The 23695-nt window shown below is 43.4% G+C and carries 18 protein-coding genes; 7 read left to right on the plus strand and 11 right to left on the minus strand.

Annotation, left to right across the window (positions count from 1 at the left end; genetic code table 11):
• Window positions 1-8: 8 nt before the first annotated feature.
• From NTX44_13275 to NTX44_13295, 5 genes are all read right to left on the minus strand, one after another.
• Window positions 9-1340 carry a serine hydrolase gene (locus NTX44_13275; GenBank protein MCX6122574.1) on the minus strand — a complete coding sequence of 444 codons (1332 nt, stop codon included), beginning with the start codon at window positions 1338-1340 and terminating at the stop codon, window positions 9-11.
• Window positions 1341-1438: 98 nt separating this feature from the next.
• Entirely contained in the window at window positions 1439-2917 is a 1479-nt protein-coding gene (locus NTX44_13280; protein MCX6122575.1) for a serine hydrolase, read from the minus strand.
• Window positions 2918-2978: 61 nt separating this feature from the next.
• Entirely contained in the window at window positions 2979-4127 is a 1149-nt protein-coding gene (locus NTX44_13285) for a DUF4097 family beta strand repeat-containing protein (protein MCX6122576.1), read from the minus strand.
• The gene (locus NTX44_13290) at window positions 4124-5101 is read right to left on the minus strand and encodes a zf-HC2 domain-containing protein (protein ID MCX6122577.1); all 978 of its coding nucleotides are present in this window, start codon (window positions 5099-5101) and stop codon (window positions 4124-4126) included. The genes NTX44_13285 and NTX44_13290 overlap by 4 nt, the downstream gene beginning before the upstream one ends.
• A gap of 19 nt (window positions 5102-5120) precedes the next feature.
• Window positions 5121-5729 (minus strand): RNA polymerase sigma factor, encoded by a 609-nt coding sequence (locus tag NTX44_13295; GenBank protein ID MCX6122578.1) that lies wholly within the window; start codon window positions 5727-5729, stop codon window positions 5121-5123.
• A gap of 173 nt (window positions 5730-5902) precedes the next feature.
• Here NTX44_13295 and NTX44_13300 point away from each other — a divergent pair, with 173 nt between their 5' ends.
• The 4 genes from NTX44_13300 to NTX44_13315 all read left to right on the plus strand — a co-directional run bounded on the left by NTX44_13300 (window position 5903) and on the right by NTX44_13315 (window position 11154).
• Entirely contained in the window at window positions 5903-7024 is a 1122-nt protein-coding gene (locus tag NTX44_13300) for a DUF1028 domain-containing protein (protein MCX6122579.1), read from the plus strand.
• 378 nt (window positions 7025-7402) lie between these two features.
• The gene (locus NTX44_13305; GenBank protein MCX6122580.1) at window positions 7403-8311 is read left to right on the plus strand and encodes an alpha/beta hydrolase; all 909 of its coding nucleotides are present in this window, start codon (window positions 7403-7405) and stop codon (window positions 8309-8311) included.
• An 11-nt stretch (window positions 8312-8322) separates the two neighbouring features.
• Window positions 8323-8784, plus strand: coding sequence for an ORF6N domain-containing protein (locus NTX44_13310; protein ID MCX6122581.1), 462 nt, complete (start codon window positions 8323-8325; stop codon window positions 8782-8784).
• A 96-nt stretch (window positions 8785-8880) separates the two neighbouring features.
• Window positions 8881-11154, plus strand: coding sequence for a M28 family metallopeptidase (locus NTX44_13315; protein ID MCX6122582.1), 2274 nt, complete (start codon window positions 8881-8883; stop codon window positions 11152-11154).
• Window positions 11155-11366: 212 nt separating this feature from the next.
• Here the strand turns inward: NTX44_13315 and rlmD are convergent, their stop codons facing one another.
• From rlmD to NTX44_13330, 3 genes are all read right to left on the minus strand, one after another.
• On the minus strand, window positions 11367-12845 hold the full coding sequence (rlmD, locus tag NTX44_13320; GenBank protein ID MCX6122583.1) for a 23S rRNA (uracil(1939)-C(5))-methyltransferase RlmD: 1479 nt from the start codon (window positions 12843-12845) through the stop codon (window positions 11367-11369).
• 138 nt (window positions 12846-12983) lie between these two features.
• Window positions 12984-14381: a phosphoglucomutase/phosphomannomutase family protein gene (locus NTX44_13325; protein MCX6122584.1), complete on the minus strand. Its 1398-nt coding sequence runs from the start codon at window positions 14379-14381 to the stop codon at window positions 12984-12986.
• Window positions 14382-15735: 1354 nt separating this feature from the next.
• A complete protein-coding gene (locus NTX44_13330) occupies window positions 15736-15930 on the minus strand; it encodes a hypothetical protein (protein ID MCX6122585.1) in 195 nt (64 codons plus the stop codon).
• Between the two features lie 542 nt (window positions 15931-16472).
• Here NTX44_13330 and NTX44_13335 point away from each other — a divergent pair.
• Window positions 16473-16937: a mobile mystery protein A gene (locus NTX44_13335; GenBank protein ID MCX6122586.1), complete on the plus strand. Its 465-nt coding sequence runs from the start codon at window positions 16473-16475 to the stop codon at window positions 16935-16937.
• Window positions 16928-17524, plus strand: a complete 597-nt coding sequence (locus tag NTX44_13340) for a mobile mystery protein B (GenBank protein ID MCX6122587.1) — start codon at window positions 16928-16930, stop codon at window positions 17522-17524. The genes NTX44_13335 and NTX44_13340 overlap by 10 nt, the downstream gene beginning before the upstream one ends.
• Window positions 17525-17623: 99 nt before the next feature.
• Here NTX44_13340 and eno read toward each other — a convergent pair whose 3' ends face one another.
• The 3 genes from eno to murA all read right to left on the minus strand — a co-directional run bounded on the left by eno (window position 17624) and on the right by murA (window position 23008).
• Window positions 17624-18919 carry a phosphopyruvate hydratase gene (gene eno / locus NTX44_13345; protein ID MCX6122588.1) on the minus strand — a complete coding sequence of 432 codons (1296 nt, stop codon included), beginning with the start codon at window positions 18917-18919 and terminating at the stop codon, window positions 17624-17626.
• A gap of 502 nt (window positions 18920-19421) precedes the next feature.
• The gene (locus NTX44_13350) at window positions 19422-21644 is read right to left on the minus strand and encodes a hypothetical protein (protein ID MCX6122589.1); all 2223 of its coding nucleotides are present in this window, start codon (window positions 21642-21644) and stop codon (window positions 19422-19424) included.
• 92 nt (window positions 21645-21736) lie between these two features.
• On the minus strand, window positions 21737-23008 hold the full coding sequence (murA, locus tag NTX44_13355; protein ID MCX6122590.1) for a UDP-N-acetylglucosamine 1-carboxyvinyltransferase: 1272 nt from the start codon (window positions 23006-23008) through the stop codon (window positions 21737-21739).
• A 135-nt stretch (window positions 23009-23143) separates the two neighbouring features.
• On the opposite strand from murA, the gene NTX44_13360 reads away from it, so the two are divergent.
• Window positions 23144-23677: a nitroreductase family protein gene (locus tag NTX44_13360; GenBank protein MCX6122591.1), complete on the plus strand. Its 534-nt coding sequence runs from the start codon at window positions 23144-23146 to the stop codon at window positions 23675-23677.
• The last annotated feature ends 18 nt before the right edge of the window (window positions 23678-23695 follow it).

Here is a 23695-nt window from a genome sequence, read left to right on the forward strand (position 1 = left end):
AAACGATATTATTTATCAATTTTATTTTTTAAATCAATTTTGTTTACCTTGGGATTATCAGGGCTTAAAAAAACTATAAATATGTTGCCACAAAAGATTTTTTGATGTGAACAAGACCACCCATAATACTCTTGTCCATTATATTCATACTTATATTTGAAATATTCTGAATGATTAAAATTATTTCTGACATCAACAACCGTACCGATAGATTCGGCACTATTACTTTTTAGAGTCTCTGTAACTGCCAAATAATCCATTTTTGCATCAATTAATATGTCAAGTAAATTCATATAAGTTTCATAATTTGTCGATCTGCGGTATTCACTTTTTGTTTTTGATGCAATAACTAAATCAACTGATGGTATAATTGTTATATATTGTCCCCATGCGCCAGTTGCTGAATAAGCACCTCTAAGTTCTGGCCTAATATTTGAATTATTATCCCAAACCCGCCACAAATATCCATAACCCCACTTCCACCATGGTTTATTTTTAATACTTGGATCAGATATCTTTAACTCTTCAACAGATGTTACTAAACTTGTAGTTTTCTTTATCCAAGGCTTTGGAATTAATTGTTTGCCATTCCACTCCCCATTTCTTAGCATTAAGTATCCAATTCTTGCCATATCACGCGTTGATAGATACATGTGATATGCAGGGTATTTTGAACTGGGATCGAATTCTTTTTTCTGTTTTTTCCTTTCCCAATCTTCCAATTTTATGGGTAAAGCTATTTGCTCATTTAATGCATCGTAAATATTTTTACCAGTTTCCTTCTCAAAAATAAAACCTGCAACATTAAAATCCCAATTATTGTATAAATAATAGCTACCAGGTTGTTTTGAGCCTCTTTCCGGAAGTCTTTCGTTTGATCCCGATGCAGCACTTGGAAGATATACACCCGATCTCGCTGTTAATAAATTATCAACTTTAGCCTTTTTTTCGATTTCTAATAAATCAACTAATTCATCTATTTCAAGTTCACCAATGGTTTTATTTAAATCAATGATTCCTTTATCCACATATCGACCATAAAGCATGCACAATACACTTTTTCTACATGAAGCTATATAAGACAGTTCTTTGACATCTCCATAGTCATATAAAACTTTGCCCTTATGAATAATCATTAATCCAGTGAAGCTTGTTTTATTTAAGACAAATTCATCTAATTCAATAAGCTTTGCAATATTCCATCCCATCGTATCTGGTTTTTCGATGTACTGCCAAGTACTATCAGGAAAAACACAATCAGAATCTTTTATTGTTTGGGCTTCGGATTGCTTCAGAAGTAATATCAAATAGACAATTATTATGAGCATAATTTTATTCATATGATGTCTCTAATGTGTGCTAACATCTTTACTTCCGCAGCTTATGAATCTCGATATTCGAGTTTGATGTGCTGAGATCGATCATTTCATCGCCCGTCTCACTTTTTCTTGAAACGAAATTCCATAAATTCAAGACTAACAATCTTACCAGAATCATCTGTGCCAAAACGAAACATAGGATTTTTCCCCGGATCGATGGCAAAACAGAACCGATGCAAACCTACTGGAAGGATAGCAGTATTAAATTGAGGTTTCTCTCTCAAAGAAAAATACAATGTGTCATTTTTCACTCGCACATCTGCATGAGCATAATCGCCGGGAACGTTATAGTGACCGGAATATTTTTGAATGTCCCCTTTTTGAAGATCAAACACCGGTTCAGATTTCTTTGTCTCCAAGATCGGAATAAACTTATCAATGATAATCCTTGTCAAATCTTTGTCCGGACCGATATTTCCTTGTGGGTAATTGCAATTCGTCATGATAATAACACCAAGTTTCAAATCGCGCAGCACCTCCGCTTTTGCAGAAAAGCCCCAGTGACCACCAGCATGCGCCATTATAGAATGACCTTCATAATCATATATTGCCCATCCTATCCCGTACGTATCGTACGATTCTGGACTTTGCAATGTTTGTGGAGTGCGCATGAATCTCAATCCATCACCACTTAAAATTTTTCTATCACCATCCGTTTGATCTCGAAACTGAAAAGAAATAAAACGGGCAATGTCTTCGGGCGTCGAATAAAGTCCGCCTGAATACTTGAGGATTGATAGATCCCAATCCGGAGCACGATACCGTTGGAAATCCGGTTCAAGATACGTATATCCGACCGCAAAGCGAGTCTGTTGTTCCTCATTAAGTTTGAAATCTGAATTCCTCATATCAAGCGGATCGAGAATGTTGGATTTGATATATTTCTCAAAAGGCTCATGAGCTGCATTTTCGAGAGCTATGCCAAGAAGTTGAAAACCGAAATTCGAATAGTGAGGATACTTATTGGGCGTGTATTCTATCTCAACCTTATCTAATGTTGAAAGCAGATCGTTTTTCGTAACACCCCAGACGACCTTTTCCTTGCCCTTCGTTACAACCCATTCAAAATTTGAAAAGTAATGCCAGAAGCCCTGAGCCGCATCAACATGCAATCCCGATGTATGTGTTGCAAGCTGACGCAAAGTTGTCGGACCAGTGTTTTTGGGATATTTCGGTTTGTATCCGGGAATATACTTAATCAGGGGATCATTTAAATTCACTTTCCCTCGTTCAGCAAGCTGCATGAGCATAGTCGCGTTAAACAGCTTTGTCATTGAAGCAATCCGATAAATCGTATTAGTCGTCGCCGGTATCTTCTTGTCGACATCGGCATAACCAAATGCCTGAGAATAAATTATCTTTTGATCGAGCACAATGGCAACAGAGAGGCTTGGCCATCCGCGCTGCTGCATGAACGATGTGCAGGTTTCCGGCAATGTTCGAAGTAATGAATCGAGTGAGCGTTGAGCGAAGGTTGGAGAATTGATTGTTATGAGACAAAGAATCGCTTGGATTAGATTTGTGATCCTTTGTCTCATATAATTTCCTTTTTTGATTTTGATTGGGAACAATGCAACAACGCAATGATACAAATTAATATCAGCGTCGCAGCTTATGAATCTCGATATTCGAGTTTGATGTGCTGAGATCGATCATTTCACCGCCGCCATTGAGCTTGTAGACTGCACGAATCTCACCGTCTTCTTCATCTGTCTCGTACGATTCTTTAGGAAATTCTGATTTCACAACGTAATGAGTTTTTTTCCAGCCCCATCCATCGAGACGGATGGTTGCTTCAATCGTTGCTTTAGAATTTTCATCGATATAAAGCCGTATATCCCCGCCTGAAGATGCAAGTTTACTGCCTCCTTTGCCGCTCGGGATCAATTCTGCCTCAACCTCACCGCCTGCAGTCTTTGCATCAATGGAACCAGTAATGCTTTGCAGCTTCACATCGCCACCTGAAGTCCTCGCGCTGACTCTCCCACTGGCGCCTCTTAGTTCGATGTCGCCGCCTGCTGTGCTCAGTGTTGCCTTGCCTGAAACTTTACCCACGTTGACATCTCCGCCAGATGTCGAGACACGAGCCTCTCCGCCAACATCACCGATAATAATGTCGCCGCCAGCCGTTTTTGCGTCAAGAGTTTTCGACACAGTTTCGACTTGAATATTGCCACCCGATGTATTGACATACAGGGAGCCGTTTACAGTACCGACGTGTATATCACCACCTGCGGTTTTAAGATGCCCTTCTCCTTCAAGCTTTCCCGTCGAGATATCTCCTCCCGACGTCGATACATCAACAGGGCCGCCAATTACATTTCCCAGTTTGATATCACCACCAGAGGTCGATCCATCGATCTTCCCATTCAGTCCGCCCTTTACTTCTAAGTCTCCTCCTGATGTATTAAGATCGAGATTGAATTGAGATGGTACATTCACATTGAATCGAATATGCCCGGACCCATCACCCCAGTGGGTTCGATACGATACACGCACAATATTTCCACTTTGCGACATCTTCACCTGACTGATGTCTTCATCATCAAGGCCTTCTACATTCACATATACTTCATTTTTTTCCCATGTTGAAATTCGAATATCTCCAACGCTTGTCGTGATTTCGACTGTGCCCCCTTTGCTTACGTTAAAGGATTTCGATCTCTCTGCTTCCTCCCTTGCCATGGCAAGGGTGATTGCAAATAATGCCGTAATTGCGGCAACGAGTACTCGAGTAAATGTTTTCATTGTTGTACCTCCTGCAAAGCTAACTTTGCTCTGGTTCTGATATAGTTGTTATCGTCCGATTGAGCCTTGTTCTTGAGCATATCAAGAATCTCACGGTTCACCGGCTGGTTTTCATATTTTGACAAGTCCAACGAATTAATTGCTGTAATTTTCAAACCGGTATTTGTTTCCTTTGCTAAGACATTCAGAAATGCACGTACGATGACAGGATCCGGCAAATAATTCTTAAGCACATTGAGAGCTTCCCTCCGCACACCAAGATTTCGATCACCCAGCAATGCAGTGATAAGAGCGGTTTTCACTTCTGTATCAAGCCCCGGAGCGCCGATCTGTTTTTGCTCAGTTTGTGTACCGATCATATTCACAGCGCGGAGCCGGATGCCAGCATTCTGATCGCTGACGAGTGCCCGCGCCAGTACTTTCTGTATATTCTCATCATTGACGTTGCCGCGAAGCCGCACCGGTGTAATGGTTTCAAATGTGAACTCGACATCTCCATTCTGCACGTTACGATCGATAAAGCGGATATTCGTTATCTGAGATTCTCCCGCTTCCATTGCAGACGATGTAAACGCCGTTTGCCGCAGTGCCAAGTTCTTTTCTGCAGGCAATCTGAAAACGAAATAGCCAACAAGAATTCCGATCGCGAGCGTTGCAACTCCACCCAATGCTGCCTGAAGCGGCGGAGCAAGAATTCCATCGAGAGCGGATTGCACTTTCGTCCACAGAGATATCCGCTCAGAATCGGCCTGGATTCGCATGCGTAGGCTTCTTCGCGCATCCTGCAACAACGGCTCCTGAATAACTGCCAGCTGACGATGTGCCAACGTTGCATGGAGTTTTTTCAATTCTTGTAATTCATCTCGACAGCGTTCGCATGCAGCGAGATGAGTATCAAGAACTGTTTGTTCCTGTTCACTTAACTCATCATACAAGGAAAGCTGGAGCCATTCTTCAAACTGTTTGTGTTTCATATACCGTCTCGCTTTCTGTTCAATCCGCAAATTCTTTTAATTGTTTTCTTAAACGCGCCGTCGCTTCAAACAAATACTTTTTTACAGTTCCTTCGCTGCATTTCAGCATGCCGGCAATCTCTTTCAACTTGTAACCATCATAGTGCTTGAGTGAAAAAACCATCCTCTGGCGCGGCGAGAGAGCCTTCAGCGCCTGTTCTACCTTCATCGAAATCTCTGCATCGTGCGCGTACTGATCGGTCGCCGTATTGTCGGACAGCGTATCTTTTAATGCATGCGGCTGGCCGTCTTCATCGTTCACATTCTGATCGAGCGATGTATGTGAATGTCTGCGCCCGCGCATCCGGTGGCTCAAGCAGACATTCGTCGTAATCCGAAAGAGCCAAGTTGAAAACTCACTCTTATATTGGAATTTTGGCAAACCTTTATACACCCGGAGGAAGACCTCCTGATAAATATCTTTTGCATCGTCGGAGCAGTTTACATAACCTGCCGCGATGGTCAGAACCCGCTTATCGTACCGTTGCACAAGCTGTTCGAATGCGTCCATATTTCCTCGCTGGGTTTGCATGATCAGTTCAGTGTCATTGGCTGCCATACGTTCGGAATTCCTTTGTTCGTCAGACATAGAATTAGACCTTTGATCTGTGAAAAGGTTGGGGGGCTTCAATGGAAGATAATAAGTGATGGGGCTTCATTCAAGCCCTCCGAAAGCGGGCGTTTTTGTTATTTGCTTCTAGAATGTCTAATATCTAACTTTTATCGCCATTCATACCACTCACAACGCTAAAGGCAAGCAATATGAAACAGGACAATGAAAGTGACCATTTAATCAAAACTTCTTTGACAATTTATGATATCGATCATTTTATCTATCTTTGGAAAAGGAATGATGGTATGAACAACACGAATCATCGCATCACTAAACTCCAGTCCATTCTTATAGTGGTTTTCATGATCTTCATTGTGCTGATATCTTTTCAAACTCTTCTTCATGCTCAATCCACGGCGGGAAAAAGCCACCAGCTCGTCGAGACCTTTTCGATCGTCGGACGTGATTCTGTAACAAGCGAGCTCGGTGTCGCAGTCGCCTCGCGTTTCTTTGCAGTTGGGAGCGTAGTTCCATGGGCAAAAGCAGATGTAGGCGCGGTTGCCACACAATCTTTCGTGAATACATCATTTGGATGGCGGGGATTGGATTTGCTTGAACAAGGAGCGACAGCTCAACAAGCGATGGATATTCTTTTGAAATCAGATCCCGAAAGTCAGAAGCGTCAATGCGGGATAGTTTCAGCGAATGGAACATCAGCCACACACACCGGCTCTGAATGTTTACAGTGGGCTGGCGGCCGCAGCGGAAGCAATTATGCCATTCAGGGAAATATTCTTGCGGGGGAAGCAGTTGTCATTGCAATGGAATCAGCATTCCTGAATACGAAGGGGACTCTTGCGGAGAGACTTTATGCGGCACTTCTTGCTGGAGACTCTCAAGGTGGAGATTCGAGAGGAAAACAATCCGCGGCATTACTCGTCGTGAAGAAGAACGCAGGTTACGGCGGTTATACAGACCGTGCGATAGATATCCGCGTCGATGATAATACTGAGCCGTTCAGAGAACTCGGCAGACTGTTGAACTATGCTCAGATGAATTATTCGTGGAATGAAGCCTGGACACTTTTCATGCAAAAAGAATTCGCTAAATCACTTCCGCTCATGGAGCGTACCGCACTTCTCGGACCTGAGAATGCCGAAGTGCTCTACGACCTTGCAGTCATCAGGCTTGCTGCCGGAAAGAAAGAAGCTTCTCTACAGGCAGTAGTAAAATCACTCCGTCTTAATCCGAAACTGAAACAGCAAGCCTCGAAGGACCCCGACCTCAAGTCGCTGCAGAATGATTCGACATTCCAAGCAATGGTTAAGTGATAAGAATATATCAGCACGAACAATCACACAGCACCATTCATTGCGGAGGATATTATAGAATTAAAAGACCATTCATAAACGTTGGACACTGCAATCATATGCATCAGATCAACTTGCATCCTTTGATATGCCTTGATATATTCTAAAAGAGATGTTTTTTAAGTCGAATACCGAGTTGTTTTCAACATAACCGAGTTGTTTTCAACATTATCGCGTCACGAAATGGTTCGTGACGCTCCAGCATCAGTACTTTTTGGTCAGCCTCCGCACTAAATTGAGACACTACCGATAAACTTGCATCCTTTGATATGCCTTGATATATTCTAAAAGAAATGTTCTTTAAGTCTAATATCAAAGACATATCAATTCAGAATATCAATGAATATCATCTATAACCTGTTCATTCTGTCCGTCCTCTTTCTTATTCAGGCAACATTTGTACTTCTCGTTGCCGGCCCGCTCATTCTCTTAAAACCTATTCGGCGCAAGAAGGATTGGTATGCACGATTCACGAATCTTTTGGAACCGAAAGATGCCGGACTTCCTCAAGAAAATGTGATTGTCGAGACATTTGATGAATTTAAATTACACTGCTGGTTTGTGCGGCAGAAAAAGAAAGCGCGCGGTACGATCATTTACCTCCATGGTGTCGGTGATTGTAAAACCGCAGGTGTAGCGTTTGCGCAAGCTCTCTACAACAGAGGATTCAATATATTTCTCTATGATTCTCGTGCGCATGGTCAAAGCGAAGGGTATTATTGCACCTACGGCTTTTATGAAAAGCACGATGTCTCGGCAGTGATTTCATACTTGCAGTCAAGAACAGATGTGAAGATTGGCAAGATTGGCATTTTTGGAACATCGATGGGCGGAGCAGTGGCAATTCAAGCCGCCGCACTTGATTCCCGGATTGCTTGCGTTGTTTCAGAGGGAAGCTATACGGCATTGCGGATTGTTTTCGTTGACTACCAAAAACGGATTATCAAACTTCCATGGCATTTCCTGCGGAACATTGCACTGGTGCAATCTCAAAAAATGGCAAACTTCAAAGCAAGACTTGTTGCACCTGTTGAAGACATTAAACGTGTACACATGCCGGTGCTCATCGTTCATGGGAAAAACGATTCGTTCATTAAATCTGACTACTCCAAGCTGCTGTATGAAGCCGCCAACGAACCAAAGCACCTTCTCCTCATCGAAGGCGCCGGCCATAACGATGTGTGGGAAGCCGGCGGTGAGATGTACGAAAATTCCCTTGCCTCGTTTTTTGAAGAACATCTTCCTTGAAGCGAGAATTCATGCAAGACAAACAAACGTGTTTAATAAAAAGTAAGGCAATCATACCAGTCAATTTGATTGAACAACGCATTTTTATAATACGTGGAGTAAAGGTAATGATTGATAGAGACATTGCTGAACTCTATGGAGCAGAGACAAAATATCTCAATCGACAAGTCAGACGTAACCGCGACCGTTTTCCTCATGAGTTTGTCTTTAGATTAACGATAAAAGAAAAAGAAGAACTGGTGACAAATTGGCACCGGTTCGAATTACTTAAACATTCTACTGCTCTACCACATGCTTTTACAGAACATGGTATTGCAATGTTAGCTACTGTTTTAAAAAGTCAACAAGCAGTACACATGAGTATTCTCATCGTTAAAACTTTTGTCCGACTTCGTGAAATTCTAATTTTCCATCGGAAAATTTCTCAGATTCTAATAGAGAAATCATTCCCTCTCCTCGCAGGAAAGGATTAGCCTGTCTGCCGCACAAAGCGTGCTTTGCAAGCGGGGTTATGTCAAAAAATGGCACTATCGAAAAACATATTGCATTGTTTCAGAAATGGAGCTTTTATGAAATTCTTCCTTACTCTTCTATTTATCATTCCATCTCTCTGTGCGCAAACACAATTTTCATCAGATAGTGCTCTTTCCTACCTTAAAACTATTTCTGTGACAATCGGAGCGAGGCCCATGGGCTCGCCGAATGAAAGGCAGGCAATACTCTTTGCCCTTAACAAGTTTCGCGAGTTCGGGTTGAGCGATGTGTCCTTGATGGAAATAGCTTCAGCTGAAAACGATATGACGCGTTCATCAGTCAACACGAAAAGCGGTATCGCAATCGGTGTGCTGCGCGGGAAGACAAATCGCATTATTGTCATTGGTGGGCATATCGATTCCGCAGGGCCGGACATCCCCGGTGCGAACGATGACGGATCAGGCGCAGCATCTGTTATAGAGCTTGCGCGCGTTCTCTCAAAAGAACAGCATCAATCCACACTTGTCTTCTGCCTTTTCGGCGGAGAAGAAGCCGGACTTGTCGGGTCAAAATATTTTGTTCGACATTTTCCGCACCTCGACAGCGTTGCGCTGATGCTGCAATTAGATATGGCAAATGGCACCGGTTGGTTGATTCCGACGTTAGACTGCAAGACAGGCAACACTCCGGTTTGGCTTGTGCAGGCGGCATATGATGAGTTTAATAAACTCGGTTACTCCGGATTATCATATCCCACTCATTTTTTTACGTCGATGAGCTCTTTACCTGGCGGAGGTGTCGGATCTGATCACGAACCTTTTTTAGAAAAGAACATTCCTGCCATCGATTTCACCTCTAGTTTAAACGATCCAATCCACACACAGCAGGATGACTTCGAGCATTTCAAACCCAGCGGTCTAAAACAAAGCGGCGATCTTATAAACGCACTCGTTCACAGGTTTGATAATGGCGTACCAGCAGAAAAAACCAGCAGCTATTATCTTTTGCAAATCGGAAACCACCTGCTCTTTCTTCCGATATGGTTATTAACTGCCTTCATTACTCTTTCAATCATTCTTGCACTCGGTGTTCTCATTGTTGTAAGGAAGCGGCGTACCGAAGCCGAAAGAAGCCAACGTCCTAAAGTACCAGCGCTTAAACTTTTTCTATTCGCAATCATTATTCAGTCCTGCGTATGGCTTTCGGAAAGTGTTGTCGGACTTATCAAAGGCTTGCGTTATCCCTGGATTGCACATCCGGAAGGATATTTCGTTCTTGGATTTTTTGCAGCGCTCATGGGAATTGCAGTCTCACTCAAACTCACTCCGCGCATTCGACTGAGTCACGACCCGTACCGATGGTTTCTCCGTATTGTTGTCTTCCTCTTCATATTTATATTTCTTTTTTCATTAATCGGTGCAAAGGTGGCGTTGTATCCGGCAATTGCGCTTTTCTTCCTCGCACTTGCAATGATTGTCAAACGACCATGGCTCAAGCTTCTCTTCTGGTTTGTCTCGCCGCATTTTATGTTCCGATTGATGTTTTCAGAAGGATTCGTTTTTCTTGGACGAACTATGGCGTTGCATGCCACTCAACTGACTTGGATGTACGTTGCTTTGAACATTTTCTATATTTTGTTCTTTGCGCTTTGGTCGTTTCCCTTTTTGCTTGGTTTTGCTGCAATCTATTTTGATAGCAGCATTAATCTCTTATGGCTGAAACAATGGCGAACTCGAAGGGGACTTTTGGCTTTGTGTGCATCATTCCTGGCCTGCTTAATAATTCTTCTGTTTGTTCCCTCCTATTCCGATGAATGGCGGCAAAGTATCGCCATTAATCAGTCGTTGGATTTGAACACTGAAAAAGGAAAGGTGATGCTGAAAAGCAACGAATATCTCAAAGATCTCCGCGTGCATCTTGCTGATAAAGACACAAATATTTCATCGTGGGATAGAGAAATTCTTTTAAAGGAATTTACGTTCGATCGAGCACCTTGGATTCATCTCGAGCATACGAACATTATTTCTTCAGACTCAAATACGACATTCGATATATTGGCGAAAGTTCACTTCAAATATCGTCCTATTAGTTTTACTCTCACCTACAGCACCGGGAAGAACAAGTTTGAGAACGTATCCTCAATGGATGCTGTAAATATCACCGATCATACTATCTCCTTGCAGTGGAAATCATTGCCGGATACCGTGATGATGATACCAATTCATTTTAGAGTGGCGAAAGCAGACAGCGTTACCGAGACGATTGAGGCAAAGTTTACGGAGATGATAGAGCCCATACGAATCGAGAAAGAGCTTACCAATATTATACCGCAAACGACGGTGCGGCGGACAGAAGTCATCAAACGGTAACGTGCAATTTACATGAAGAACCTTGTCAAGGTTTCAAACCTTGACAAGGTTAACGAACCTCTCAGACCGCTTCCAGCGATCGGATTGGTAAGTTTTTCCTGAGCTCGTGACCGTCACTCTCCAAGTTTGAACGAGATAAGTGACGGTCACGTTCACGAACCTCTCCGACCGCTTTGAGCGAACGGAGAGATTACACGGAAAGATCATCAAAGTTACCTTCTGTGTAACAGCGCTACATTCTCGATGTGGAATGTATGCGGAAACATATCTACCGGTTGAAGTTTGATCAACTGATATTTTTCAGCACAGAGTAATTTCACATCGCGCGCCTGCGTTGCAGGATTACAGCTCACATACACGATACGTTCCGGCGCCAATCCAAGAATTTCCTCTACAACTTTCGGATGCATACCATTCCGGGGCGGATCGATGACGAGCACATCCGGTTTCGGATGAGATGACATCCACAACGTATCTTTGGTCAACCGATCTTTTAAATCTCCAAGCAAGAAATGGCAATTCGTAATACCATTTGACTGTGCATTCTTTTCTGCATCATGAATTGCGCTCTCAACAGATTCAATACCAATAACTTCCTTTACTGAATCCGAAATGAAAATAGCAATGGAACCCGTTCCAGAATAAAGATCGTACACAATATCTGTCAATTTGAACTCACTAAAATCTTTCACCACACTATAGAGTTTCTCTGCTTGCGCTACGTTCGTCTGGAAAAATGAACTTGCTGAGATAGAAAAGTTATGGCTGCCCAACCGCTCATGAATCCACCCATTACCGAAATAGACATTCTCTGTTTCCCCAAATGCAATTTGTGATTTCTTGCTGTTAATCGTGTTCACTACTGTCGTCACTTGCCCAACTTGTGCTGTCAACTCTGCCGCATATTGTTTCATCGTATCCGTTCTGTTTTCAAATGTCACGAGATTTACCATCACTTCTTTTGTCTTCTTGCTCTCGCGAATAACGAGGAAGCGAAGATAGCCGCTGTTGCGATCCGAATCATATACGTTAAGATGATTCTGCCTAGCGAAATCACGCGTTAAGTTCAGAATCTGATTGGAAACAACAGACTGCAAGTGACATTCATCAATATCCAGAACCTTATCATACCGCTGCGGAACGTGCAACCCTAAAAAGATTGGAGATGGGGAATTGTGCACCGAAGACGCATGCGCCTCTGGCGCAGAAATTTGTATTTTGGTTTCTTCAATCGGCAATCGAAAATCGTCATTCGGAGATGGCTTTTCCGTCAGCCATTGTTTTTCAGCAAACGAATATTCCATTTTGCCGCGGTAGAAATAAATTTCATCCGCACCAACGATAGGAAGGACATCGAGGTTGGAAAAACCGCCGATTCGTTCAAATGAATCAACCACCTGCTGCTGTTTAAACCGAAGCTGTGCTTGATAATCCATATGTTGCCATTTGCATCCGCCGCAAACTCCAAAGTACTTACAGCGCGGCTCCACACGCAACGGCGATGGACGTTCAATACGGACAACCTTCGCCTCTGCATAACTTTTCTTGATTTTCAACAGCTTCGCAATGACCACATCGCCGGGGACAGCATTTTCAACGAAGACGACCAATCCTTCATGGCGGGCAACGGCTTTGCCCTCGAATGCGGCATCAGTAATTTCAAGTTGTACCTCATCGCCGCGTTTTAGCATTGTGTCCTCTTAAATAGTTTTGTATCACGCTTTGCGTGATTCATTATTAGGATTCCAGTTCTTCCAAGAATAAAAAACCTCCGAATATTGCCGGAGGTTGTCTCAAATACTCAAAGACTCATAACTCAACTACTTTTATCACACTCCGCGCGCCGCCTTCAACAATGTTTCTACTTTTTCCGGTGTTTCTGCTTCCGCGTAGAACCGAATCAGCGGCTCCGTTCCAGATGCGCGCACCAACACCCAGCCGTTCTCGACAAAGAGCTTGAAGCCATCCTTGGTTTCGATTCGTTGAATTGGAAATCCTGCAATCTGCTTCGGTCCTTTTTTATAGAACGCCATAATGCGATTCTTTTCCTTCTCGGTAAGATGGGCATCATTCCGGTTGAAGTAATACCAGCCAAATTCATCCATGAGCTCGGTGACCAATTCAGATAATTTCTTTTTCCGGGTAGCCATGATTTCCGCAAGCAGCAGGCCGATATAGGTACCGTCACGCTCCGGAAGATGCCCTTTGACAGCGAGTCCACCGCTTTCTTCTGCCGCAATAAGGATGTTGCTTTCGACCATGAGCCGGCAGAGGTATTTGAAACCAACAGGTGTTTCGTGCAGAACCAAACCGTATTTCTTGCACATCTTATCAATGATCTGACTGACAGAGAATGATTTCGCCACTTCACCGGTCATTTTTTTCTCTTCAACAAAATATTTTAAGAGAAGTGCGAAGATACGATGCGAGTCAACGAAGTTTCCTTTCTCATCGAATGCACCAATGCGGTCCGCGTCGCCGTCAGTTGCAATACCGATATCGCAGCTGTTCTTTACAATTGCTTCGATTAATCCAGGTGTGTGCTGCGGCAATGGTTCGGGATGACTTCCGCCAAACGACGGATTGAAATCGCCGCGAATCGAAACCTTCAACGGAAGAATTTGATCCATCACACCTTGACCCGCACCGTGCATAGCGTCATACGCAATCTTGATTCCTGCAGATTTGATCAAATCAACATTAATCTTACTCTTGATGTCTTCGATATACACCGAGGTGAAGTCGATCTTCTTGATAATTCCCTTCTCTACTAACTCTGCAAACGTTTTTTTGCTTTCTACTTTTACCTTTATGACTTTTTTAAGTTCTTTCTCTACTTTCTCAATAGTCTCCGGAAAAGCGGGACCGCCAAAATCACCTTTGATTTTGAAGCCGTTGTACCTTGCCGGATTGTGGCTTGCAGTAATGACAATACCGCCTGCCGCATTCAATTTCTTCGTTAGCAAAGACACCATTGGTGTTGAAGAAATTTTATCGGAAAGAATGACCTTAATGCCGCGATTGCCCAGCACTTCGGCAACTTTTTCGGCAAACTCTCTCGACAAGAAACGCGAATCATAACCGATCACGATGCCATTCTTGATTTTCTTGTGCTTTTTGTAATGGTTCGCTGTCGCAAGCGCAACCTTCGCTATGTTTTCAAATGTAAAGTCGTCGGCAATAACACCGCGCCAGCCGTCTGTTCCGAATTTAATTTTTGGTGTCATGATTCTTCTTCCTCAACTGTAAATAGATTGCCATTCGATCTAATTGTATCGAAAAAACTGGTGTCTTTGGCTGCTCCAAAGGCGTCCTTTTGGACAATGCTGTTGAAAAAGATAAACAAAACGTGAGCGAATTTCAAGCCGATCTATCAAAACCCAAATAGGTAAAATATTTCCGTTTGCTTGCTTGATTTGTTAAATTGCATCAGCCGTTCGAATCTTTAGATTTCATAATAAGGATTTTGTATATACTCAGTGGCTCAAAACTTATTTACTCTGCGCCAAAGGCGCATCCGCCTTTGGCGGAAAGGACTCAATTACTCAACGACTTAATACTCTTAACTCACAAATATTTTTAGCGTAGCTTCGGCTGCTGTCTTCCTGTAAAATACCACATTACAAAGAGACCAGACACGGAACGAGGATGCGCCCCGAAAGGGGTGCACTTCGTTTCATCTTTGTCTCAGGGAGTGGTATCCCGACAGGAAGGGTGAATCGCAAGATGCACCCTTTTTTGTTGTGGACCCGTAGAGTCCCTGCCTGCGGCAGGCAGGCGATCATCAGATCGGACAACATGAAGGCAACAGAAAATGTCCAGTCGGTGACTGGACTCTACACTGTTTGCCTAAACTCCCTGAACCAAAGAAGCCGAAAAAAGATAGTAGAGTCCGACTCGCAGTCGGACAACATAGAAGTCCAGTTACGAACTGGACTCTACACCAATCTTAAGACACACCGAAGCTCTCGTGTCCGCCTCCCGCTAAAATAATAGCGGGCAAGCTGGCGGAAAAGATTATTCTACGGAGCGAGATGTCACAACCACGAAATGACCAACAACTAAGAAACCATCAAAAGGTTTCTCGGAATCATTATGTTGACCTTCCGAATGTTACCACGCTTAAAAAGAAGGCAATTGAAGAAGCAAAGAGAGGAACGAATTGACTATGTCAACAATTATTGTCTCTCTCTCCGATATTATCATTGACCCAAAGAATAAAATTGATTAAGCCGCACTCCCAATTGGTGAAGCTTGCAAGCTGATCAAACGTTCATATGGATTTATTGCTTCTCTTGTCGAAGTTAAAATCGAAAATGGTTATGCCATAATAAATTTTCGAGCAGAAGAAGATAGTAAAATCAAAAGAGCTATTGAATTCTATCAAGAAGGTATTAAAAAAGGTGAAAAGGGTAATTATAAAAAGGCGATAGAATTATTTAAAAAGGTCTTAGAAATAATTCCTGAACATATAGATGCCCGGAGAAACCTTGGGTTGGCTTATCTGGAAATAGGGAATATTGAAGAAGCAAAGGACAATTTAATAGATGTGCTCAGAATTGATCCCAAAGATACTTGGAGTTATGTATTAAATGTCGCAACACTCGCACCGAGAAGCCGGGTAAATTGTTCCTGCGAAGGTCCAATGTGTTTGCGAATTTCCGGAACATCCGGATCATCCAATTGAAATACGCGATTTGGCTTTGTTTTCCCGCGGACAATTTTGCCACCTTGCTGAAGGCTCTCTAATAATTCGGTAAATATTTCTTTTTTCATTTCAATTCCTTTTCAACGAAAACCATAGTACATTATATGTCATTGGCGTATTTCAATCAAACCCTATTATCTTTTCCAAAGAAGTTCCCGGAATCTAATCAAGATCAATCGAAGTGAGACATTGTGAAAGGTTTACAGAAATCCGACGTCATCCGCCCCGCAAGACGGCGGACAAGTCGTTGGATAAAGAGAAATCCTCGTAGGGATTTGATTTATCAAATCTCTGTGGAACAGGACGTGATAAATCACGTCCCTACAAAAGAAAAATGATTTTGTAGCCACGATCAGCGATCGCGGGTTGCAGAAATCCGATGCCATCCGCCCAGCCCGCCATAAAGCATGGCAGGTAAACAAGATGGCGGACAGGACGACATCTGCTACAAGGACTGAAACAATCCCAAAACAGTTAATTGCCAATTTTCGAATAAATTATAGAGTTTTTTCGGCGATTTCTATGCAATTAAGGGTATAACCTAATAATTCACTTGCATAAACAAGGGTATAACCTTATATTAAATTGTCGAATATAAGGGTATAACCTAATGGTAGATCTCAATAAAAAACTTTTATTAGAGCATCTTGATAAAAAGCTTGAAAAATTTTCTGTGTTAAAAGAAGCAGACATGCCGCCGCGTGGTTGGATCAACGCGGTTAGAACAGCTATGAATATGTCGTTAGTCCAGCTTGCAAAACGGCTCAAGAAAACTTCGGTCAGCGTTAAAGAGATTGAAGAGCGAGAACAGAACAAAACTATCACGCTGAATAAATTAATGGAAGTCGCTGAGAAACTCGATCTTCAATTTGTGTATGCGCTTCTTCCCAAAGAATCATCCGTCGAAAAAATAATTGAAAAACGTGCTCTGGATGTTGCCCATGAAATTGTAATGAGAACCTCGCACTCTATGAAACTTGAAGAACAGGGAAATAGAGAAGAAAGACTGCAAAAGGCAATCAAAGATCGCGCAGAACAGATTAAACAAGAAATGCCGAAATATTTATGGGATTAGATCTCGATTACACAGATGGGCAAACTCCAATTGATGAATATGAGAAAGAAGGTTTACTCATACCGACGATTACTACTCGCGGCGAACTTGATGAGTTTGAACAGCTTGGTGTGGAAAAAGCAATTGCATGGACGATGAAAAGAAAACCCGCACTCAAACAAATACTGACTGAGGATTACATAAAGGAACTCCACAGGCAAATGTTTGCTGATGTTTGGAAGTGGGCTGGCGAGTTTAGAACAACAAACAAAAATATTGGTGTTGATAAATTTCAGACCAGTATTGAATTAAGAAATCTTCTTCATGATTGCAACTATTGGATCGATAACAAAATCTTTTCTGAAGATGAAATCGCAGTCAGGTTCAGTCATCGGATTGTCACGATTCATCCTTTTGCTAATGGCAATGGCAGGCATTCCCGCTTACTTGCAGATATTCTCGTCAACAGCGGGTTTGGCAAGCCGGTATTTTCTTGGGGAAGATTAAACCTTACAAACAAGGGAGAAGCTCGTGCTAGATACTTGTCTGCACTTCAAGAGGCAGACAATCAGAATTACGCGCCTTTGCTTCAGTTTGCACGCGAGTAATGGTGGACAAAGTGGTATTTGATGATTGAGGTGCTGCACGTATCAAATTAAGAAGGCTGGTCGGGAGTTGGAACTCCCTCCCAGCCAAGTTGTAACATTTTACAGTTTTGCGTTCACTGCCGACTTGCCGGCGTAGATTGCATTTGTTCCAAGTTCTTCTTCAATGCGCATCAATTGATTATACTTGGCAATACGGTCCGTGCGGCTCGCAGAACCGGTCTTGATCATTCCGCAATTTGTTGCAACAGCGATATCGGCAATAGTCGTATCTTCTGTCTCACCGGAACGATGGCTCAGTACCGCGGTGTAATGAGCACACTTTGCCATCTCAACCGCATCAAGCGTTTCGGTGAGCGTTCCAATTTGATTTACTTTCACGAGAATGGAATTCGCAACACCCATCTTGATTCCTTTAGAGAGATACTCGACGTTCGTGACAAACACGTCATCACCAACAAGCTGAATTTTCTTGCCGACGGTATCAGTCAGTAACTTCCAACCGTCCCAATCGCCTTCCGACATACCATCTTCAAGCGATACGATCGGATATTGTTTCACCCAATTCTCCCAGAATTTTACCATTTCTTCTGACGATTTTTCAGATTTATCCGATTTGCCGAACACATATTTTTTCTTAGCCGTATCATAAAATTCACTCGCCGCCGGATCAAGTGCAATGTAAATCTGTTTTCCCGGCTTGTATCCGGCCTTTGTGATTGCTTCAAGAATCACTTCGATGGCTTCGTCATTCGATTTCAAATTTGGCGCAAATCCTCCTTCATCACCAACAGCGGTGTTGTATCCTCTTTTCTTCAACACACCTTTGAGTGTGTGAAAAACTTCTGCTCCACTGCGCAACGCCTCGGCAAACGTAGGAAGTCCGACCGGGAAAATCATGAATTCCTGAAAGTCCACATTGTTGTCGGCGTGCGAACCGCCGTTGATGATATTCATCATGGGCGCAGGAAGAACTTTTGCATTCGTCCCGCCGATGTACCGGTAGAGGGGCATTTTCAAAGATAGAGCCGCCGCTTTTGCAACTGCCAATGACACACCAAGGATAGCGTTTGCACCAAGCTTCCCTTTGGTCGGTGTGCCATCGAGCGCAATCATCATCTTGTCGATACCGACCTGATCAAGAGCATCGAAGCCAACGACTTCTTTGCAAATGATGTTATTCACATTCTTGACTGCCTTCAGAACGCCTTTGCCAAGATAGCGCGTCTTATCACCATCACGCAGTTCGACTGCTTCGTTTTCGCCGGTGGAAGCGCCGCTGGGAATTGCTGCGCGGCCAATCGTGCCGTTTTCCAATTCAACTTCAACTTCAATTGTAGGATTGCCGCGGGAATCAAGAATCTCGCGCGCCCAAACATCTGTAATTGTTTGTGACATTGTTTTGCTCCAGGTAATAAGTGATTTTCAGTTGTATTCAGATAGATTCCCAAAATATTTCAGCGATAACTAACTGGAGATTTTGGGAATCTTGCTACTGCTTTAATTAAGCCAAAATTTGTAGGAAAAGCAATTTCAGGTAAGATGAAATGTATATAAGAAATCAAGACATTTGTTAAGCGTTATCGTATTTTCCCGTTCATCACCGCTTGGGCGAAAGTGCGAAAACTGCGGTCATATGTTTGTTCGATACTGTCCGGGAAACAGCAGGCGGGTAATTCCTGCATGCGTAAATGGTACTGAATGCATTCACAACACGTTCCCTTGCGTGAGCATGGCTCATAACTGCAATTACAATTTTTCAGGTTTTTCGGTTTATTGCATTCCATTGTATGTCCTCGTTTACTATTTCCTCTGTGTGTAATCTTCTGAGTAACCTTCGGAAGGGCTGGAAGCTTAATAATGTTGCCCCGCAACGCGGGGCATCTTCTCCTTTTCCTTCCTACATCGGCTTTGATTCAAACTCACATCGCTCAATCCATTCAGTTGTTTCCAATTGAAGAAAAATATTCGATGCGATCGGAAACGACTGTACAAATGCGGTCTTGGCTTTTTCAAATTCCTGCAGCTCGAACCACACTTTCCCTAATCGGAGTAAGCGGAAATATTCGAGCGTCTTTGATTCCGGAGATCCGACCGATTCCAAGATTCGCGCGCTTTCTGCAAAACGTTCTTTCGCGGCATACTCGCGCGCAATGAGGTAACGCGCTATCGGACTTTTCAATCGTTCCAGCCGCGCAATGCGTGTGGTGTCTTCCATAGAATATGAGAAATAGATTTGAAGCTCGCTGCGCTCCAGTGGATTTTTCAGTGCTTCCAACCGAAGCATGCATGCTTCTTCGTTTGAAGCGTTCAAACGAATACGTGACAATGCCTCGTACTCTCGTCTCGCTTCAGCAAGAGAATCCAACGCCCAGTAAGCATCACCAAGACGAAGATGAAGCGGTAAAAGAGCATAGCCAAAAGCTGTGTCGCGGAGCTGTACGTCAACAAACTCGATGACATCTTTAAATCGCCGCATCTCAAATAAAGCAGTCGCTTTTAGAGTGACGGCTTCTGATGTCTTGCTCAATCTCAAAGATTGTTCTGCAGAGAGCAATGCACTTTCAAAATCATGATGGTTAAGATCTCCTCTTGTTTCGGTGTTCAAGTTCGCAATGACACGTGCACATTCTTTTCCAAAAATGGACGGACGCCGGAAGAAATATAAAGCTTTTATGCTGTCAGCATTATCGAGATGAATGTTTTTAATGGAAGTGTGCCACGTCATGAGCAATGATTTCAAATCTCTTTGGTAGATATTTTTAAAATCGCCGCTTGCGTACAATTGCTTGAACTGATCTATACCGAACGAATCGATGAGAAAACGGCAAAATGATCCGGCAAGCGTGTAACTCACGGAAGGATTGGCTTGAAGAAAGCCTTGGGACGTGAAAAGTGACTCAAGGTTCGGGTGAACACCGGCAGCGAATACCAATGCCGCCGCCCGATCCAGCGGTTCTTCTATCATAGAAGTCCGCCCTATTGCCATTGCACAGCCTTCAATTAATCCGGAATTCGGTGCAATTTTCAAAGGCGACCATCCGAATTCCGTCGCAAGCACGTGCACCATTTCATGTTTCAATGACGTTTCAAAACCTGAAAGATTGATGTGCGTCTGCCTCAACCACGGTTTCGCGATTTCAGTGTACACTGCACCGATAAGTCGTCCTTTCTGTTCAGGCGAAGCATACAGAAAAGAAACGATGCGCTCCTGCGAATGTAGGTTCATTTCATGCGTGAGCTTATCATAATAAAACTCGTGCAGCTTACCGATCTGTTCGATGCGCTCGCGCTTGATACTTCCTGCTGAATAAATAATTTCAAAATGCGTTGTCTTATAATTGCCCGCAAGTTTCTGTCTAATAAAATCTTCAGAGGATGAAAATCCAAGACGATCGCTCAACGTGAAGACGATGACAACAACGGGGGCAAGCACGGCAATAACAATGAGTTCAACAATAGGAAGTGCAGATCGTGCCGCGTGAGATGTTTCTTTTTTATTCTGAAATATCTGCCATAACCAAACAGATCCAGCCGCGAAACACCCAGCGGCGGCAAGCGTTGTCAAACGGTATGTCAGTAACCGCTGAGTCACCTGAAGCGTTTCGTCGTACGTGAATCCGGGAAAGAACCCTATAATCGGATTGAATGCAAATACTTGCGGACGAATGAGAGTAACAATCAGAATGTGAAACAAAATGAGAATGTAGATTGCTGCAAAAATAGTTTTGCGCCATCTTCCGAACACGACTCCAATGAACGAAGCGAATGAGATGGAAAAGAACACACCGGGAATGACAGTGAGAACATACAGCTTTGCGCCGTCGCTGACAGAACAATTCTTCACAAACACGATATTTGCCAGTGAAATGATAAACGGAATCGTAAGTAGAATAGATGAAGCGGCGGCACTCCTTCCGATAAAACGCCAGACATCCAATTTGCATTCAGGATTGGTCTGTTTCCAAAGTGCAAGTGTAAAAATTCCAGAGATATATCCGGCAAGCAGAACTGTGAGCACAGAAAACTCAAATCCGAGATAATTAAAAAGCGGGATGCGTGCGCAGACGATGGCGAAGAGAACAAGGACGAGCGCAGAAATTTGGAATGTACGGGTTTGCATGGTCTCGGTTACCTTCCGAAAATTATCTTCGTTCAAGAAGGAAACCTTCGGAAGGTTTCAAAGCTTAAGCAGAGTAACCTTCCGAAGGTTAATTAGAACTCCTCGCCTTGTTCACGGCGGATGTCGGCACCAAGCGCTTGGAGTTTCTTTTCCATCGATTCGTATCCGCGATCAATGTGGTACACGCGGAGAACTTCTGTTGTTCCTTCCGCAACAAGTCCAGCAAGAACGAGCGAAGCACTCGCGCGTAAATCTGTGGACATTACTTTTGCTCCAGTCAATTTCTGTACACCGACAACCGTGGCAATATTTTCTTTCACAGTGATGTTAGCGCCAAGCCGAACAAGTTCCGGCACGTGCATGAAGCGGTCGAAATACACCGTGTCTGTTATGATACTCGTGCCGCCTGCCATCGACATCAATGCGATCCATTGTGCTTGCATATCGGTTGGAAAACCGGGAAAAATCGCAGTCGTCGCATTAATAGGAGCAATTTTTTCCGGCGGTGAGAGTTCTATCCAATCGACACCAGTTTTAACTTTTGCCCCAGCATCTTCCAACTTAATTAATAGAGCACCGATATGGTGCGGGTTGCATTTCTCTAACCGCACAACATTGCCGGGTTTCCCAGCCATCGCACCGGCAACGAGAAAAGTTCCGGCTTCGATGCGGTCTGGAATTGTCGCAATGTCTGCAGGATGCAATTCATCAACACCTTCAATTTCTAATCGCCCTGTAGCAATACCATGAATCTTCGCGCCCATTTTTAATAAAAATTCTGCAAGCTGAACAATCTCCGGTTCTTGAGCCGCATTCTCAATGAGTGTTGTCCCTTTCGCAAGCACCGCGGCCATCATGATGTTGCCAGTTGCACCGACGCTGGAAATATCAAAAAGAATCCGTGCTCCATGCAGACGTTTTGCCTTCGCAATAATGTACCCTGCTTCAAGATCAATCTCGGCTCCAAGTCTGCGGAGTCCTTCGACGTGCAAATTCACCGGACGCGGTCCCCATGCGCAGCCGCCGGGAAGTGAAACTTTCGCCTGGCCGAATCTAGCCACCAGAGGACCTAATACATAAATGGATGCACGCATTTTCTTCACGTGTTCGTAAGGTGCTTCATAGCTGTTGATCGACGTTGTATCAATCGTCATTGTCTGATTGACTGACGAGATCTGAATGCCCATGGTCTCAAGCAGACGGCTCATCGTCATCACGTCGCGCAGGTCTGGCGTGTTGGAAAGATGAGAAATACCACTCGCAAGAATTGTCGCAGGCATGAGAGCCAACGAAGCATTCTTCGCACCGCCAATAGTCACTGTCCCGCTAAGAAATTTTCCGCCGTTGATGACAAATTTATCCACAGCTTGCTCCTTTAATCTAAAAGGATTATGTTCATTCGTGAAATAAATATATGCGTTAATGGACTGAAAGGCAAAGTAACATTATATCACTATTGATTTGCTTAAAGATATTACCAGGTTTCTATGAGGATTCAAATGAAACAGACAAAATATCCTGATACACTCTTTGTCATTCACAATCGCAAAAGCGTACGGCATTTCACCGGTGAATCCATAACACAGAATGCAATTGACATCCTCTTGAAAGCAGCCATGGCAGCACCGAGCGCGGTCAATTGTCAGCCCTGGGAATTTATTATTGTGACCGATCGGAAGACACTTGATGCACTTGGCGATGCACTGCCGTACGCAAAGATGATTTTCAAAGCTGGAGCAGCCATCATCGTGTGCGGAGTACCTGCAAAAGCGCACAAGCAGATGGACGAGTACGCCGTGATCGATTCCGCTCTCGCCAGCCAAAATATTTTACTTGCCGCAGAAGCAATTGGACTCGGTGCAATATGGACGGCAGCATATCCGTATCCCGACAGAATGCAATCCGTAAAAACCATTTTGAATATCCCGGAAAATATCATTCCGCTCAATGTTATTCCCATTGGTCATCCGACAGGCGAAGATACACCAAAGGAAAAGTTCAATCCCGAAAAAATACATCAAGAAAGCTGGTAAATGGAGTTTTTTTCGAAG

The sequence above is a fragment of the Ignavibacteriales bacterium genome (genome assembly GCA_026390575.1).
In the GTDB taxonomy this organism is placed as follows: Bacteria; Bacteroidota; Ignavibacteria; order UBA10030; family UBA10030; genus Fen-1298.

Bases quoted from the DNA above. Each gene is read 5' to 3' on its own strand.
- NTX44_13275 (MCX6122574.1), bottom strand. From the start codon at position 1,340: ATGAATAAAATTATGCTCATAATAATTGTCTATTTGATATTACTTCTG.
- NTX44_13280 (MCX6122575.1), bottom strand. From the start codon at position 2,917: ATGAGACAAAGGATCACAAATCTAATCCAAGCGATTCTTTGTCTCATA.
- NTX44_13285 (MCX6122576.1), bottom strand. From the start codon at position 4,127: ATGAAAACATTTACTCGAGTACTCGTTGCCGCAATTACGGCATTATTT.
- NTX44_13290 (MCX6122577.1), bottom strand. From the start codon at position 5,101: ATGAAACACAAACAGTTTGAAGAATGGCTCCAGCTTTCCTTGTATGAT.
- NTX44_13295 (MCX6122578.1), bottom strand. From the start codon at position 5,729: ATGTCTGACGAACAAAGGAATTCCGAACGTATGGCAGCCAATGACACT.
- NTX44_13300 (MCX6122579.1), top strand. From the start codon at position 5,903: ATGAAACAGGACAATGAAAGTGACCATTTAATCAAAACTTCTTTGACA.
- NTX44_13305 (MCX6122580.1), top strand. From the start codon at position 7,403: ATGAATATCATCTATAACCTGTTCATTCTGTCCGTCCTCTTTCTTATT.
- NTX44_13310 (MCX6122581.1), top strand. From the start codon at position 8,323: ATGCAAGACAAACAAACGTGTTTAATAAAAAGTAAGGCAATCATACCA.
- NTX44_13315 (MCX6122582.1), top strand. From the start codon at position 8,881: ATGAAATTCTTCCTTACTCTTCTATTTATCATTCCATCTCTCTGTGCG.
- rlmD (MCX6122583.1), bottom strand. From the start codon at position 12,845: ATGCTAAAACGCGGCGATGAGGTACAACTTGAAATTACTGATGCCGCA.
- NTX44_13325 (MCX6122584.1), bottom strand. From the start codon at position 14,381: ATGACACCAAAAATTAAATTCGGAACAGACGGCTGGCGCGGTGTTATT.
- NTX44_13330 (MCX6122585.1), bottom strand. From the start codon at position 15,930: ATGAAAAAAGAAATATTTACCGAATTATTAGAGAGCCTTCAGCAAGGT.
- NTX44_13335 (MCX6122586.1), top strand. From the start codon at position 16,473: ATGGTAGATCTCAATAAAAAACTTTTATTAGAGCATCTTGATAAAAAG.
- NTX44_13340 (MCX6122587.1), top strand. From the start codon at position 16,928: ATGGGATTAGATCTCGATTACACAGATGGGCAAACTCCAATTGATGAA.
- eno (MCX6122588.1), bottom strand. From the start codon at position 18,919: ATGTCACAAACAATTACAGATGTTTGGGCGCGCGAGATTCTTGATTCC.
- NTX44_13350 (MCX6122589.1), bottom strand. From the start codon at position 21,644: ATGCAAACCCGTACATTCCAAATTTCTGCGCTCGTCCTTGTTCTCTTC.
- NTX44_13360 (MCX6122591.1), top strand. From the start codon at position 23,144: ATGAAACAGACAAAATATCCTGATACACTCTTTGTCATTCACAATCGC.